We start from the raw sequence: 14,822 nt of genomic DNA, 5'->3' as shown, positions 1-14,822 counted from the left end.
TGTAACTGTCTTCTAGCCACAAGCTTTTTGGTACTCTTGCTGAAATTTCGCGAGTAATACCGCTTGCTCCTCAGTCAGAGCTAGGTTATGCAACAAGTCAGGACGGCGAAGCCAAGTTCTACCTAATGACTGCATAAGCCGCCATTTTGCTATCTCTTGGTGGTTTCCGCTGAGTAATACAGCAGGCACCTGTTTGTCGTCCAATGTTTCTGGCCGTGTATAGTGAGGACAATCTAGCAAGCCATCCGAAAATGAGTCTTGCTCTGCTGACTGGTTGTGTCCTAACACCCCTGGCACTAATCGCGCTACTGCGTCAATTAATGTCATGGCAGGTAGTTCACCCCCACTCAAAATAAAATCACCAATTGACCATTCTTCGTCAACGTACGACTCTATTATTCTCTCGTCTATACCTTCATAGCGACCGGCAATTAAAATCAGTTTTTCAGAGTTTGCGAGTTCGCTAGCCCCTTGCTGATCTAATTTGCGCCCTTGTGGCGACATATAAATTACTTTTGCACCATCACCTGCAGCCTGTTTGGCTTCAAGAATGGCTTGTTTTAATGGTTCAACCATCATTAACATGCCTGGCCCGCCCCCGTAAGGACGATCATCTACGGTTCTATGCTTATCAGTTGCATAGTCACGTGGATTCCAGCAGTTAAAATCGATTAAGCCATTTTTAACAGCACGACCGGTTACACCTTGCGTTGTAATTGCATCAAACATATCCGGGAAAAGGCTGATAACCCCTACCCACAACGAACTTGTTTGACTCATTAAAAGCTTGGATCCCAATCTACAGTAATTTCTTTCGCATCATATTTAACTTCTTGAATAACTGAATCAGTTAAAAAAGGAATTAAACGTTCTGCTTGGCCAAATGCATCTTTACTGTTTGCTTTCACAACCAGTACATCATTTGAGCCTGTCTCCATAAGGTCATCAACAATGCCTAAGTTATAACCTTTATCAGTTACAACCGACATGCCGATGAGATCTCGCCAATAGAATTCACCTTGCGGTAATTCTGGTAGCTGCGCTGAATCAACAGAAATTTCAACATTGGTATAAGCCATTGCTTGGTCTCTGTCATTTACTTGCGCAAACTTAGCGATAAAGCCTTTGTTGTGGCGACGCCAGTCGACCACTTCTAAGGATTGCCATTTACCTTGCTGCCCTATCAACCACGGGCTGAAATCGAAGATCCCTTGGGGATCATCAGTAAATGAATGCACCTTAAGCCAGCCCTTTATACCATATGGGGCGCCGAGCTTTCCTACGACAATTATTGATGAGGTGTTCTCTTGACTCATGGTTACACTTACGCCTATTAAGCCGCTTTACGAGCGTCTTTAACTAATTTAGCTACACGATCTGAAAGACCTGCGCCTTGACCTAACCAGTGTTCAACACGTGGTAAATCTAAACGAAGTTTTTCTTCTTGACCTGAAGCAATTGGGTTAAAGAAACCTACTTTCTCGATGAAGCGACCGTCACGCGAGAAACGGCTATCCGCAACCACAATTTGATAGAAAGGGCGTTTTTTAGCGCCACCACGTTGCAAACGAATAGTTACCATACCGTCCTCTAAATAGATTGACTGTTTTCATTAATAAGATTTACTCCCCAGTATGGGGAGCCGGTGAATTGTACGAGTTTTTAGCAACAATGCAAGTAAGAAGTGATGCAAAAAGCCAGTTTAGTAGATTAAACCGTGATCCAAGATGAAAAAGTATATGAATAAGCTATTCTGTGCATAGTTTATTCAACAATAAAGAGGCATTTTGCCTCTTTATTGATTACTTTTTATCTCGTATTGGAGGTATTAAAGGTTAAATTATTAAAATTTTGGACCACCGCCACCCATCATGCCAGGTGGTAACATCCCTTTCATGCCACGCATCATTTTTTGCATGCCACCTTTACCTTTCATCTTCTTCATCATTTTTTGCATTTGCGTAAATTGCTTAAGCAGTTTATTGATCTCTTGTACTTGAGTACCAGAGCCCGCAGCAATACGCTTTTTACGCGAACCTTTGATGATTTCTGGGCGTGCACGCTCTTTTTTGGTCATAGAGCTAATAATCGCTTCCATTTGAATAAAGGTTTTATCACCCATTTGCCCTTTAACCGCATCTGGGATGTTTTGCATGCCAGGCAGTTTATCGAGCATCGACATCATGCCACCCATGTTTTTCATTTGCTTTAGTTGATCAGCAAAGTCATCCAGCGTAAAGCCATCACCTTTAAATACTTTTTGTGCTACTTTTGCCGCTTGTTCTTTGTCTACTTTCATCTCGACTTCTTCGATTAATGAAAGTACATCACCCATGCCTAAAATACGTGAAGCAATTCGGTCTGGGTGGAAAGGCTCAAGGGCATCAGTGCGCTCACCCACACCCATAAACTTAATTGGCTTACCAGTAATATGACGGATAGATAAAGCAGCACCACCTCGGGCATCACCATCTGTTTTAGTCAGTATCACACCGGTCAGCGGTAAAGCTTCGTCAAATGCTTTTGCTGTATTTGCCGCATCTTGACCTGTCATTGCATCAACAACGAATAGCGTTTCGATTGGATTAATTGCATGATGCAAGGCTTTAATTTCATCCATCATGTCGCTATCAACATGCAAACGACCCGCAGTATCGACTAATACAACATCAATAAATTTCTTTTTCGCATGAGAAATGGCGGCAGTTGCAATATCAACTGGTTTTTGCGAAATATCACTTGGGAAAAATTCTACATCAACTTCTGTTGCTAAGGTTTCTAATTGCTTAATTGCTGCTGGACGATACACATCGGCACTCACCACTAGCACAGACTTCTTCTTGCGCTCTTTTAAAAACTTAGCCAGCTTACCCACACTGGTGGTTTTACCCGCACCTTGAAGACCAGCCATCATCACTACCGCTGGCGGCTGTGCATTAAGACTTAGCTCTTCGTTGGCTTCACCCATGGCTTTTTCAAGTTCTTCACGAACAATTTTTATAAATACTTGGCCAGGGCTCAAGCTTTTGGTGACTTCAACACCAACCGCACGCTCTTTAACTTGCTTTACAAACTCGCGAACAACAGGCAACGCCACATCGGCTTCTAAAAATGCCATTCGCACTTCACGAAGTGTATCTTTAATGTTGTCTTCAGTTAAGCGACCACGGCCACTAATATTTTTTAGGGTTTTACCTAATCGTTCTTGGAGGTTCTCAAACATGTAACGGTTCCGAAAAGACGTTTATATCAACTCTATTAATAAGGTCGATGTTATTAAAATTCAATTGAAAATAGTATACCGTAAATGGTGGCATACAATACAGTGTTGAAGTGCTGCTTATTGAGTTTCTTTTTACAGGGTCTATGCATTTGCGTTGCTATAAAATACAATGACCAGATAACGAACACGAATTATTTGACTTCAATTAAGTGGCCAAAGCAAAATGCTGATTATTAGTTTAACTATTATTGCCAGTTTATTTTATGTGTTAGCAACGTCTCACGTGCTTTCGCGATTGTTTCATCGTCAGGGACCAAGCCAAAAAATTACCATAATACTGAGCACTGTCGCTATTTTGGCGCATATGCTGCTTTTAGTAAACTCGGTGTTTAGAGCCGATGGCCAAGATTTAAGTATTGTTAATGTTGCATTACTGACTTGTTGGGTAATAGTGCTTTGTGTCACCACCGTCTCTTTGAAGTTTCCTGCGACACTGCTATTACCTGTTGTATACGGCTTTGCTGCCCTGTTAACTATTGCTAGCCTGTTTATTCCTCATCACGTTTTACTTCATAGCATTAATGTAGAGCTTGCGTTAGTTGCGCATATTTCACTGTCGTTATTAGCCTACTGTATCTTAATTATTGCCACCCTTTACGGCGTACAATTTTACTTTATTGATAAACGTCTGAAACGTAAAGATTTAGCAATAGTACATAGCCATTTACCGCCACTAATGGTGGTAGAGCGTCAACTTTATCAACTATTAAATTTAGGCACAGTATTATTAAGCGTGGCGCTGATTACAGGGTTTGTATTTCTTGATGGCATGTTTGCCAAAGAGTTTATTCATAAAACAATCTTATCTTTAGTTGCTTGGGCTATTTTTGCTACGATTGCCGTTGGCCATGTAAAACGAGGTTGGCGAGGGAAAATGGTGGTAGTGAGTATTATGATTGCCGCATTTACACTCACACTCGCTTATTTTGGCAGCCGTTTTATACAAGAAGTGGTTCTAAATAAGTTTTAACTTGACTCTGAAAGCTCACTCTAGCTTAATACGCATTGGTTTATAAAAAAAGGATCCATCGTTGGACGACATATCGACAAGTACGCTGTTTATCATTTTAGGTTTATTGGTACTTTTTTCTGCTTACTTCTCCGGGTCAGAAACCGGAATCATGTCAATCAACCGTATTCGTTTACGACACCTCGCTAAAGAGAATCATCGTGCTGCGAAACGCGTTAGTAAATTACTCAGTCGACCTGACAGGTTGATAGGTCTTATCCTTATTGGTAATAACCTTGTCAATATTGCGGCTGCCCAAGTTGCCACCATTATTGGTATTCGTTTGTATGGTGATTTAGGTATTGCTATAGCAACAGGTGCATTAACACTTGTGGTGCTGATTTTCGCTGAAGTAACGCCAAAAACACTGGCCGCCCTCTATCCTGAGCGAGTCGCTTTTCCAAGTTCGGTGATACTCAAAGGGTTACTAAAAATTCTCTTCCCATTTGTTGTCGTTGTTAACTGGATGACCAATGGTATATTGCGCTTATTTGGTATTAGCGCTGCACAAATAGATGAGCACAGCATGAGTAAAGAAGAATTAAAAACCGTGCTAAATGAATCGGGGGCGCTGATCCCCGCTCGTCACCAAAGTATGTTGACCTCTATTTTAGATTTAGAACAAGTTACCGTTGAAGATATTATGATCCCTCGCAATGAAATTGTGGCGATTGATATTAATGACGATTGGAAAATAATCAGTAAACAACTTACTCACGCTCAACATACTCGCGTACTCTTATATCGCGACAATATAGATGATGCAGTGGGATTTATTCACTCTCGTGATGCATTGCGTCTTCTTACTAAAGAGCAATTCGATAAACCTTCGCTACTGCGCGCTGTACGTGAAATTTACTTTATTCCTGAGGGAACGTCGCTTAACACCCAACTACTGAAGTTCCAATTATCAAAAGAACGAATTGGTATTGTTGTTGATGAATATGGCGATATCCAAGGCTTAGTTACTCTAGAAGATATTCTTGAAGAGGTTGTGGGCGATTTCACCACTACTCAAACTCGGACACCGAGTGAAGAAGTAACCACACAAAATGATGGCTCTTATATTGTTGATGGTGGTGCTAACGTACGCGACTTAAATAAAGAAATGGGTTGGGAATTCCCATTAGATGGCCCTAAAACGCTAAGTGGCCTCATTGTTGAGTACTTAGAAGACATCCCTGATGCTAACTTAAGCATTCGTATTGCAGGTTATCCGGTTGAGGTACTTGAAGTGAAAGAAAACATGATTAAACAAGTTAAAATTCAGCCCAATAAACGTAAAAAATAAACCAACAAAAAAGGAGCCAAATGGCTCCTTTTTTATTAATCTGGGTTTAGATTAGTTAAAAGAATAAACGCTCTAACCAACCTTTGTCTAAATCATCCTCACAGCGTCTTAGCTGTGCTCCATAACGGCTTGCACGATGTTTTACTTTATTGGCAACGCTCATTAACCACTTTTTCTTACGATAAGTGCCTCGCTTATAACCGCCCCACCCTTCGTGATAATTTAAATACTGTGCGTAAGCATCCCATTTAGAAACACCATTAACTTTGTGAGTTTTATAAACAAACCACGCCATAAAATCGATCGCATCTTCAAATTCATCTCTATCAGCACCACTATTACCTGTTTCACGAATATAATCAGACCAAGTTGGAGTTTTAGCTTGAGAATAACCATAGGCATCACTTGCGCGGCCGGTTGGAATTATCCATAAAAAGTATTCCATGGGTGGCGCGGCATCATGACGAAAAGAACTTTCTTGGTACATCATACTCATTAATACGTGTTTGGGAGAGCCCCACTTATCTTGCGCGTCTTTAGCATCAAAATACCAGTCAGATTTCTCTTCAAAGATTTTACAAATATCTTCGGGTTGCTTAGGTGGCGCAGTGGCACACCCCGCTAAGGTAAGCACTAGAGATAAAGTAATAATATTTTTTTTCATTTTTTAAGATCTCACTGAACTTTTTAAAAAAGCGTGGGTCTGAATCTATGAATGCAGCAGTACAGCATTGTTTCATCCCTAAAGAATATTTACGCAGCTACTATGAGCTGCGTTTTTTTTGCCTACTACTTACTTGGGTCTGTTGACCTTTCAAGGTTGAATTTTCAGCAGTTTGTTTGGTATTTAGGCAAGGCAAAGCCTATGTGGTGTGGTTATTACCCATAAATAGGCGATAACGCAGCATCAATGCCAAACAGGTGCTGCTCTTCGGGTTCTGCCTAGGAGCAATTTACTCTTTGTTGCTCGGTTTTTACTTATTCTTACATGGATGTAAGCCAGTAGAATAACGCAGGAGCAGTTATCGAGCCCATTAGGTTACAAACCTCACGCCGCGATTAAACCGCTCCTAGTTTGAACAAATTGTAATCCGCAAAGGTCAACAGACCCTGAAATATGTATCTAAAAATGCGGTAAATGATTGTTTATCAGCGTGTTCAATTGCCTTTTGGGCTTGGTACGACTCTGCAGCTTGTTGCTCTAGCCACGATTTTGAAAATTCAGTATAACTTGCTGTTTCATGGCTTTGTTTGTACTTCTGAGCAAGTGACAGTGCAAAGTGGCCATTATCTAACCCTGATGCTTTTAACTGCTCAACATAACGACCAGAATACGTTAATGCCGGATCATGAATCCAAGTCGCCATGCGCTTAATGGTGTTTGAGTAGTAGTCAACATCGTAAGCAGTATCCATCCACTGAGCAACATCACTCAGCTGACTAAATATTTCATCACCCCAAGATTCTAGGCTGCGCTGCTCGTTATTAAAATTAAGCATCAAGCCTTGTTCTCGACCTTGGTTAACCACAGTATCAAGATTTTCAGTACTACGAGTTTGCTCTTGCCAATCCATAGGTGCTGAATCTTTTAATAAACAATAAGTTAAAAACACATCTAAAAAGTGTATTTGCTCTAAGTCAATCCCAACTTCACTAAACGGGTTAACATCCAATGCACGAATTTCAATATATTCTATACCCGCTCTTAGCAATGCATCGGTGGGCGTTTCACCATTTTTTGCATTACGTTTAGGACGAATTGGCGAGTAAAACTCGTTCTCTATTTGCAAAATGTTTTTATTTAATTGCTTTGGCGTAGCACTGGTGTAATCGTCAATACTGCCGTAAATATCTGAAGGCGTATTTATGGCTTTTTTAAGTCCTGCAACATATTCATCTAATGAGTTATACATTACTCGTAATGACGATTGTGCGCTATTGGTATAGCCTAAGTTACCTAATCGTAATGCGGTACCCACTTCCAAATATAAAGTGCCTTTACCGAGTTTTTTAAACGGTAAGTCGCTTTTACGCCCTTGTAAAAAAGAACTACATAATGCCGGTGATGCGCCAAACATGTAGCTAATTAACCACAGTTCGCGTTTAAAGTTACGAATTAACGCCAAGTAACTATCCGATATGAAATCTTCAAGTTTCGCGTCACTTTGCTTTAATGAGTGCAGTGACTGCCATAGCGTTTGTGGAAAAGAAATATTGAAATGCACGCCAGCAATCGCTTGCATCATACTGCCGTAACGATTCTTCAAGCCTTCGCGATATAGGGTTTTCATTTTACCGACATTAGAGTCGCCAAATTGTGCCAATACAATATCGTCTTGATGATTTATAAAGCACGGCATACTAATTGGCCACAATAATTCATCGCCCATATGTTCTAGGGTGAACTTTTGTAAATCTTTTAGCTGCTGCAAAGTTTGCGTTGATGACTCGCTAACCGGTGTAATGAACTCAAGTAAAGACTCAGAAAAATCAGTGGTAATATGCTCATTGGTGAGCGCACAGCCCACACCTTGAGGATGAGCCTGTTTAGAAATAGAACCATCGTGGTTAATTCTTAATGATTCTCTCTCAATACCGCGCATAATGCCTTTAATAGCCTGTTGATTATCTGCATTAGATAGCGCGTTGAGCGTGTTCTTTAAATTATAAGTTGTCAAAAAAAAGTTTCCTCGAGCCAAGTGGCTTAATCATAAGGTTATGGGGTCTTTTTACCTTTACTCAAGATTAAACGATGAAAAAACTATATGAATTTATTAGATATAGTTTTTACTGGATTTTAAACACGCTTTGTTTCACGCTATAAAAGATAATCTTGCCATTGCCACTACGAATATACAATTTCTTTTACATATTATTTGCCATAACCCCCCGCTGACAACATGGCGTTTTAAAACGCTTTGATAAGATAGAGTTAAACCCTAAAAGTTTGTCATAACTGAAAAATTCAATTACGCTTAATATTGATAAAGATCATATAAATATCAAAAAAAATGTCTTATTCCTGCTATTTTACACATATCACTAACGTACATTAGTTTTAGTAATTACAATAGCCGCCATAATAAAGAATGATAAAGAGTCACTATGCGTCGTAATCAAAGCTTAATAGATGAAGAAGTTAACTTCGAAGAACACCAAGAGTTGGTTTCAACCACTGACTTACGCGGTGTTATTACTTATGCCAATCATGAGTTTTGTAGTATCGCAGGCTACGAGATGGATGAACTGATAAATAAAAATCACAATATCGTTCGCCACCCTGATATGCCAAAAGCTGCATTTAAAGAAATGTGGGACACTTTAAAACAAGGCCATTCGTGGCGTGGCGCGGTAAAAAACTTATGTAAGGACGGCCGCTATTATTGGGTTGATGCATTTGTAACGCCTATTTTTGAGCATGGCCAACTGATTGGTTATCAGTCTGTGCGAATAAAACTAGAGCAACGCGCAAAACGCAGAGCACAAAAGCTCTATGCCAAAATTAACGCTAATAAATCATTATTCAGCTGGCGCGAACGCACATCATTGAGACAAGGTTTAAGCATTGCGGGAATTTTAATTTGGTTAGCAAGTGTCGCAATATGGGGCTCAATTTCGCTTGCCGCGATTAACTTATTAGTATGTATTGTTATTTTAGTTTTAAATTATGATGAGCTGGTAATCACACCAGCAACCCTCAAACAACAAAAAAGCCAAGCAGACTCTGTATCTCGTTATGTGTTTAGTGGCTCGCACCCACACAGCATTAGTGAGTATAGAGAGCAGATGCTCAGTGCTAAATTAAGAACGGTACTGGGACGGGTAAAAGATTCAACCTTGAGTTTTAATACGATTGCCCAAGGGTTAGATCAACAATCGACGTTGACCGAGCAAGGTATTTCTTCTCAAGGCACTCAGCTAGAACAAATTGCTTCAGCCATGTCACAAATGAGTACCACGATTGGTGAAATCTCTAACAATACTAATAACACAGCTGATAAAGTGGGCATTACTTATCAAAGCTGCTCTGATATCAAAAATCATATTGCAGATAACAGTAAAATGGTGTCTGACTTAGCTGTACAAGTTGAGCAAGCGGCCGCCACAGCAACGGGGCTTGCCTCTGAAGCAGATAAAATTGGCCAAGTCATGAGTGAAATAGAAGGGATTGCTGAACAAACTAACTTATTGGCACTTAATGCGGCTATTGAAGCGGCACGCGCCGGTGAGCATGGCCGTGGTTTTGCCGTTGTTGCCGATGAAGTAAGAGCGCTGTCGTCACGTACTCAAAACGCCACAGCACAAATTCACAGCTCAATTAAAGAAATTCAAGATACCTTGTTTAGCTGGTCTAAAATCATGCAGAGTACAAAACAACAAGCCGATGACTGTGTTAATACAACAGGACAAACACAACAAGAGCTTGATAGTATTTTTATTCAAATTAGTGAAATTTCACAGCTCGCCACGGATATTTCAGCCGCAGCAGAACAGCAGCAGGTTGTAAGTAAAGACATTGGTAGTAATGTTGAAAAGATTAAAGGCTTAGGGGATGACAATTTACAATTGAGTTTTAGCGTAGCGCGCGGTGCGGCTGAACTAGTGGAAGGCTCAAGAAAAGTGAATGATTTATTACTGACTTTTAAGGTTTAACCAACTCCCTTTAATAAAAACAAAAAAGCCGCTGTAAACAGCGGCTTTTTACTGTGCTCAGATTATCGACTCGTAAACACTAAGCCGTCTTCGTTAGCATCAATGACAATGATACAACCTGGTTGAAAGTCATTATTAAGCAGTTTTTGTGCTAATGGATTTTCAATGGTTTGCTGTATTGCCCGTTTAAGCGGACGAGCGCCATAGACAGGATCAAAGCCACTGGCAGCAATTCGCTCAAGAGCAGCGTCTGTCAACTCAAGTAAATACCCCATCTCTGTTAATCGTTGACGTAATTTACTCAATTGAATATCTGCAATTTCTTTAATATGACTATGTGAAAGTGAGTGAAATACCACAGTTTCATCAATACGGTTAATGAACTCGGGTCTAAATTCATTATGCAAAACACCCATGACTTTTGCTTTAAGCTCGTCATAGTCATTACTTTCCGCTTGCTCTTGAATGATATCTGAGCCCAAGTTGGAGGTCATAATGATAACCGTATTTTTAAAATCAACCGTACGCCCTTGGCCATCCGTTAAACGCCCGTCATCAAGGACTTGTAATAAAATATTAAACACATCTGGATGCGCTTTTTCTATTTCATCAAGCAAAATAACCGAATAGGGTTTACGACGAACAGCTTCGGTTAAATAACCACCTTCTTCGTAACCTACGTACCCTGGAGGCGCACCGACTAAACGTGCGACTGAGTGTTTTTCCATAAACTCAGACATATCTATACGCACCATGGCACTTTCGGTATCAAACATATAGCCTGCTAGTGCCTTGGTAAGTTCTGTTTTACCAACCCCTGTAGGCCCTAAAAATAAGAACGAGCCAATTGGACGATTGGGATCAGCAAGCCCTGCACGCGAACGACGAATGGCATTAGCCACCGCAACGACGGCCTCATCTTGACCAATGACTTTGTTATGTAACTGCTCTTCCATTTGTAATAGTTTTTCACGTTCACCTTGGAGCATACGCGCCACTGGGATCCCGGTCCAACGTGATAAAATTTCTGCAATTTCATCTTCGCCTACCTGATTTTTAAGCAAGCTCATTTCTTGCATTTCTGCTTGTGATGCTAAATCGAGTTTGCGCTCAAGCTCAGGTATACGTCCATATTGCAGTTCAGACATACGCTGCAAGTCACTTGCTCTGCGAGCCACTTCTAAATCAAGTCGTGCCTGCTCTAGCTCAGCTTTAATAACCTGCGTGCCTTGTAAAGACGCTTTTTCTGCATTCCATACTTCATCTAGTTCACGGTATTGCCCTTCAAGCTCAGTGATCAGCTCGACCATTTCTGTACGGCGCTTTTGACTTGCTTCATCTTTCTCTTTGGCCAATGCGTTATCTTCAATTTTTAATTGGATAATACGACGCTCTAATTTATCTAAAGCTTCTGGCTTTGAATCAATTTGCAAGCGAATAGAAGAGCCCGCTTCGTCAATTAAATCGATTGCTTTATCGGGTAATTGGCGATCACTAATATAACGATGCGATAACTGCGCTGCGGCAACGATTGCAGGGTCGGTGATCTCCACTGAATGGTGTAATTCGTAACGCTCTTTCAAGCCACGCAGAATAGCAATGGTGTCTTCTACTGAAGGCTCTTCTATTAATACCTTTTGGAAACGGCGTTCAAGCGCAGCATCTTTTTCAATGTACTTACGGTATTCATCTAAAGTGGTTGCGCCTACGCAATGGAGTTCACCGCGTGCTAAGGCAGGTTTTAACATGTTACCCGCATCCATAGCGCCATCACTTTTACCAGCACCAACAATGGTATGAATTTCATCAATAAATAAAATAACTTGGCCTTCTTCTTTAGCCAACTCATTAAGTACTGATTTTAAACGCTCTTCAAATTCACCTCGGTATTTTGCACCAGCAACTAATGCGCCTAAATCAAGTGATAATACGCGCTTGTTTTTTAAGCCCTCAGGCACTTCACCATTAATAATACGCTGTGCAAGCCCTTCAGCTATGGCTGTTTTACCCACCCCTGGCTCACCAATTAACACAGGGTTATTTTTGGTACGGCGTTGTAATACTTGAATAGTGCGGCGAATTTCATCATCACGACCGATTACAGGGTCAAGCTTACCTTGCTCTGCACGCTCAGTTAAATCGATGGTGTACTTTTCAAGTGCTTGACGTGTTTCTTCCGCATTAGGATCGTCAACTTTTTGGCCACCACGAATCGCTTCAATTGCCGTTTCAACCTTACTCGCAGTAATGTTAAGTGCTTTAAAAACACTGCCAAGCGGGCCTTTATCTTCACACGCAACTAATACAAACAACTCACTTGAAATATATTTATCTTTACGTTTTTGGGCGTATTTATCACATAGGTTTATCAGTGAAACCATGTTATTTGACAACTGTACATCGCCACCAACACCTTCCACTTTAAATAACTTTTCTATCTCTTGTGATAATTTAGTGTTGAGTTCATCAACGCTGATGCTCATTTGTGCAAATAGTGCACGTACACTTGAGCCACTTTGTTTTAACAAAGCGTACATTAGATGCACAGGTTCAATAAATTGATGATCGCGACCTAGCGCTAATGATTGCGCATCTGAAAGCGCAGACTGAAATTTACTTGTAAATCTATCTAAACGCATGGGGGTTTACCTATAAAAAAACGAATTACTTAATAGATGGGTATGTTAGCGGGTTTGTTCAAGGTATTGTGGGAAAAATAATCACCTAATGATTATTTACTTGCGCCAGATCAAACTTGCCATACGACCGGTTTGGCCATCGCGCCGATAAGAAAAAAACAAGTTAGCTTGAGAAACAGTGCAATATTCACCTCCGCTAATGTTTATAACGCCCTGTTGATTAAGTAAAATAGTTGCTATTAGATAGATATCAGCTAAATACTTTTCATTATTTTGAGCTTTGAACGCGCTGTGCATTAGGGGGTTATTTGCTGTAAATAACTCGACTACCTCTTGGCCTACTTGAAATTGATTAGCCCCTATTGCAGGACCTAACCAAGCATGTATATTTGCCGAGGCATTTTTAAAACATGCCAGCGTATTGTTTATCACCCCTTGCTCTAACCCTCGCCAACCGGCATGAATTGCGGCCACTTCTTGCCCGTCACTCGATGAGAGTAAAATAGGTAAACAATCAGCAGTCATTATGGCTAAAGGTTGATTGCGTAATTGCGTATATAACGCATCGCCTGTGAGTATTTGATTGGGGTCAAATCGCTCATCCACTGTAATTACATCAGCGCTATGAACCTGATTTAACCAAATTGCCGGTTTAGGCAAATGAGCATTTACACGTGCTCTGTTATTTAATACATCTTGGCTGTTATCACCTACATGCAACCCTAAATTCAAACTATCGAATGGAGGCTGAGATACGCCCCCTTCACGTGTAGTACTCAATGTATCTACACCATGAAGAGATTGCCATGTAGCTGATAAGCCAAACATTGTTAACTCGCTATATCAGGGTTTGCTTTTGTGTCTTCGCGCAATGCTTGAGTCATTTGGACCATATCATCAGGGATAGGCGCTTGCCAGGTCATCATTTCACCGGTGATTGGATGCGCAATACTTAATTTAACGGCATGAAGCGCTTGGCGTTTAAAGCTACGCAGTAACTCAAATAACTCAGGCGTTGCCCCTTTTGGTGGACGAGGACGACCGCCATAAGATTGATCACCAATTAATGGATGGTTTAAGTATGCCATATGCACACGAATTTGGTGTGTACGCCCTGTTTCAAGACGTAAACGCAAACGTGTATGGGCGCGGAATTTTTCGGCAACACGGTAATGCGTAATAGCTGGTTTACCCATTTCATGTACTGCCATATGCGTACGCTGCGTAGCATGACGACCAATTGGTTTTTCAACCATACCACCGGCTGTCATAGTGCCATTACATAACGCTTCATATTCACGTGTAAAGTTTTCGCGCTTTTGCAGTGCTTTAACTAAATGTGTTTGTGCCTGAATCGTTTTAGCAACAACCATTAAACCTGTTGTATCTTTGTCTAAACGATGCACAATACCTGCTCGTGGCACATTAATAATTTCTGGATAGTAGTGTAATAAAGCATTTAACACCGTACCGTCAGGGTTACCTGCGCCAGGATGAACCACTAATCCCATTGGTTTGTTGATCACTAAAATATCATCGTCTTCATAAACGATGTTTAATTTGATATCTTGTGCTTCGTATTCACGAGGTGCTTCTATTGTTGTTTCAACAGCTACAACTTCACCACCGAGTAGTTTTTCACGCGGGGTGTTGAAAATTTCACCATCAACGGTGATTTTATCATCTAAAATCCACGTTTTTATCCGTGATCGTGAATAATCAGGGAACAATTGTGCTAATACTTGGTCTAGACGTTTACCACCTAAGTCTGTTGGGACCTCGGCTTGGAGAGATATTTGCTCTGACATTAGTAACTTTACCCAATTTACCAGTGCAAGCTTTGCTTGACTGGGTTAGAATCGCTTTTAATAAAAGCATAACATAATACGCATAGTTTACTCGGTTTTACCCACTTGGCCTAGCCGAAGACATCGAAGGTAACAAATA

General features: G+C 40.7%; 12 protein-coding genes. 3 read left to right on the top strand and 9 right to left on the bottom strand.

Translation table 11 applies throughout. From position 1 onward, the window contains the following. Nucleotides 1-12: 12 nt before the first annotated feature. The 4 genes from trmD to ffh form a co-directional block, all read right to left on the bottom strand. The gene (trmD, locus tag ABZP26_RS05285) at nucleotides 13-780 is read right to left on the bottom strand and encodes a tRNA (guanosine(37)-N1)-methyltransferase TrmD (RefSeq protein ID WP_008114471.1); all 768 of its coding nucleotides are present in this window, start codon (nucleotides 778-780) and stop codon (nucleotides 13-15) included. After that, the gene (rimM, locus tag ABZP26_RS05280; RefSeq protein ID WP_008114470.1) at nucleotides 780-1,316 is read right to left on the bottom strand and encodes a ribosome maturation factor RimM; all 537 of its coding nucleotides are present in this window, start codon (nucleotides 1,314-1,316) and stop codon (nucleotides 780-782) included. Before rimM ends, trmD begins: the two co-directional genes overlap by 1 nt. A gap of 17 nt (nucleotides 1,317-1,333) precedes the next feature. Then, a complete protein-coding gene (rpsP, locus tag ABZP26_RS05275) occupies nucleotides 1,334-1,582 on the bottom strand; it encodes a 30S ribosomal protein S16 (protein WP_008114468.1) in 249 nt (82 codons plus the stop codon). Nucleotides 1,583-1,843: 261 nt separating this feature from the next. Then, the gene (ffh, locus tag ABZP26_RS05270) at nucleotides 1,844-3,223 is read right to left on the bottom strand and encodes a signal recognition particle protein (protein WP_008464738.1); all 1,380 of its coding nucleotides are present in this window, start codon (nucleotides 3,221-3,223) and stop codon (nucleotides 1,844-1,846) included. A gap of 223 nt (nucleotides 3,224-3,446) precedes the next feature. On the opposite strand from ffh, the gene ABZP26_RS05265 reads away from it, so the two are divergent. Both ABZP26_RS05265 and ABZP26_RS05260 read left to right on the top strand, forming a co-directional pair. Then, the gene (locus ABZP26_RS05265; protein WP_013464492.1) at nucleotides 3,447-4,253 is read left to right on the top strand and encodes an inner membrane protein YpjD; all 807 of its coding nucleotides are present in this window, start codon (nucleotides 3,447-3,449) and stop codon (nucleotides 4,251-4,253) included. Nucleotides 4,254-4,314: 61 nt separating this feature from the next. Beyond that, a complete protein-coding gene (locus tag ABZP26_RS05260; RefSeq protein WP_013464491.1) occupies nucleotides 4,315-5,583 on the top strand; it encodes an HlyC/CorC family transporter in 1,269 nt (422 codons plus the stop codon). Nucleotides 5,584-5,638: 55 nt separating this feature from the next. Here the strand turns inward: ABZP26_RS05260 and ABZP26_RS05255 are convergent, their stop codons facing one another. Continuing rightward, complete coding sequence (locus ABZP26_RS05255; protein WP_008114460.1) at nucleotides 5,639-6,247, bottom strand: hypothetical protein; 609 nt, start codon at nucleotides 6,245-6,247, stop codon at nucleotides 5,639-5,641. 436 nt (nucleotides 6,248-6,683) lie between these two features. Further along, entirely contained in the window at nucleotides 6,684-8,261 is a 1,578-nt protein-coding gene (gshA, locus tag ABZP26_RS05250) for a glutamate--cysteine ligase (RefSeq protein WP_036956848.1), read from the bottom strand. A 427-nt stretch (nucleotides 8,262-8,688) separates the two neighbouring features. On the opposite strand from gshA, the gene ABZP26_RS05245 reads away from it, so the two are divergent. Beyond that, nucleotides 8,689-10,236 carry a PAS domain-containing methyl-accepting chemotaxis protein gene (locus ABZP26_RS05245; RefSeq protein ID WP_090494021.1) on the top strand — a complete coding sequence of 516 codons (1,548 nt, stop codon included), beginning with the start codon at nucleotides 8,689-8,691 and terminating at the stop codon, nucleotides 10,234-10,236. Between the two features lie 62 nt (nucleotides 10,237-10,298). Here the strand turns inward: ABZP26_RS05245 and clpB are convergent, their stop codons facing one another. The 3 genes from clpB to rluD all read right to left on the bottom strand — a co-directional run bounded on the left by clpB (nucleotide 10,299) and on the right by rluD (nucleotide 14,683). Then, on the bottom strand, nucleotides 10,299-12,875 hold the full coding sequence (gene clpB / locus ABZP26_RS05240; RefSeq protein ID WP_090494023.1) for an ATP-dependent chaperone ClpB: 2,577 nt from the start codon (nucleotides 12,873-12,875) through the stop codon (nucleotides 10,299-10,301). A gap of 96 nt (nucleotides 12,876-12,971) precedes the next feature. Continuing rightward, on the bottom strand, nucleotides 12,972-13,703 hold the full coding sequence (pgeF, locus tag ABZP26_RS05235) for a peptidoglycan editing factor PgeF (RefSeq protein ID WP_138687091.1): 732 nt from the start codon (nucleotides 13,701-13,703) through the stop codon (nucleotides 12,972-12,974). Nucleotides 13,704-13,705: 2 nt separating this feature from the next. Further along, nucleotides 13,706-14,683 (bottom strand): 23S rRNA pseudouridine(1911/1915/1917) synthase RluD, encoded by a 978-nt coding sequence (rluD, locus tag ABZP26_RS05230; RefSeq protein WP_013464485.1) that lies wholly within the window; start codon nucleotides 14,681-14,683, stop codon nucleotides 13,706-13,708. Nucleotides 14,684-14,822: the final 139 nt, after the last annotated feature.

The organism is Pseudoalteromonas sp. SD03, assembly GCF_040937955.1.
In the GTDB taxonomy this organism is placed as follows: domain Bacteria; phylum Pseudomonadota; class Gammaproteobacteria; order Enterobacterales; family Alteromonadaceae; genus Pseudoalteromonas; species Pseudoalteromonas tetraodonis.
Note: the sequence above shows the minus strand (reverse complement) of the source record. Positions and strands in the feature narration are given on the sequence as shown.

Excerpts from the sequence above, each read along its gene's own strand:
- trmD (WP_008114471.1), bottom strand. The coding sequence starts at position 780 with ATGAGTCAAACAAGTTCGTTGTGGGTAGGGGTTATCAGCCTTTTCCCG.
- rimM (WP_008114470.1), bottom strand. The coding sequence starts at position 1,316 with ATGAGTCAAGAGAACACCTCATCAATAATTGTCGTAGGAAAGCTCGGC.
- rpsP (WP_008114468.1), bottom strand. The coding sequence starts at position 1,582 with ATGGTAACTATTCGTTTGCAACGTGGTGGCGCTAAAAAACGCCCTTTC.
- ffh (WP_008464738.1), bottom strand. The coding sequence starts at position 3,223 with ATGTTTGAGAACCTCCAAGAACGATTAGGTAAAACCCTAAAAAATATT.
- ABZP26_RS05265 (WP_013464492.1), top strand. The coding sequence starts at position 3,447 with ATGCTGATTATTAGTTTAACTATTATTGCCAGTTTATTTTATGTGTTA.
- ABZP26_RS05255 (WP_008114460.1), bottom strand. The coding sequence starts at position 6,247 with ATGAAAAAAAATATTATTACTTTATCTCTAGTGCTTACCTTAGCGGGG.
- ABZP26_RS05245 (WP_090494021.1), top strand. The coding sequence starts at position 8,689 with ATGCGTCGTAATCAAAGCTTAATAGATGAAGAAGTTAACTTCGAAGAA.
- clpB (WP_090494023.1), bottom strand. The coding sequence starts at position 12,875 with ATGCGTTTAGATAGATTTACAAGTAAATTTCAGTCTGCGCTTTCAGAT.
- pgeF (WP_138687091.1), bottom strand. The coding sequence starts at position 13,703 with ATGTTTGGCTTATCAGCTACATGGCAATCTCTTCATGGTGTAGATACA.
- rluD (WP_013464485.1), bottom strand. The coding sequence starts at position 14,683 with ATGTCAGAGCAAATATCTCTCCAAGCCGAGGTCCCAACAGACTTAGGT.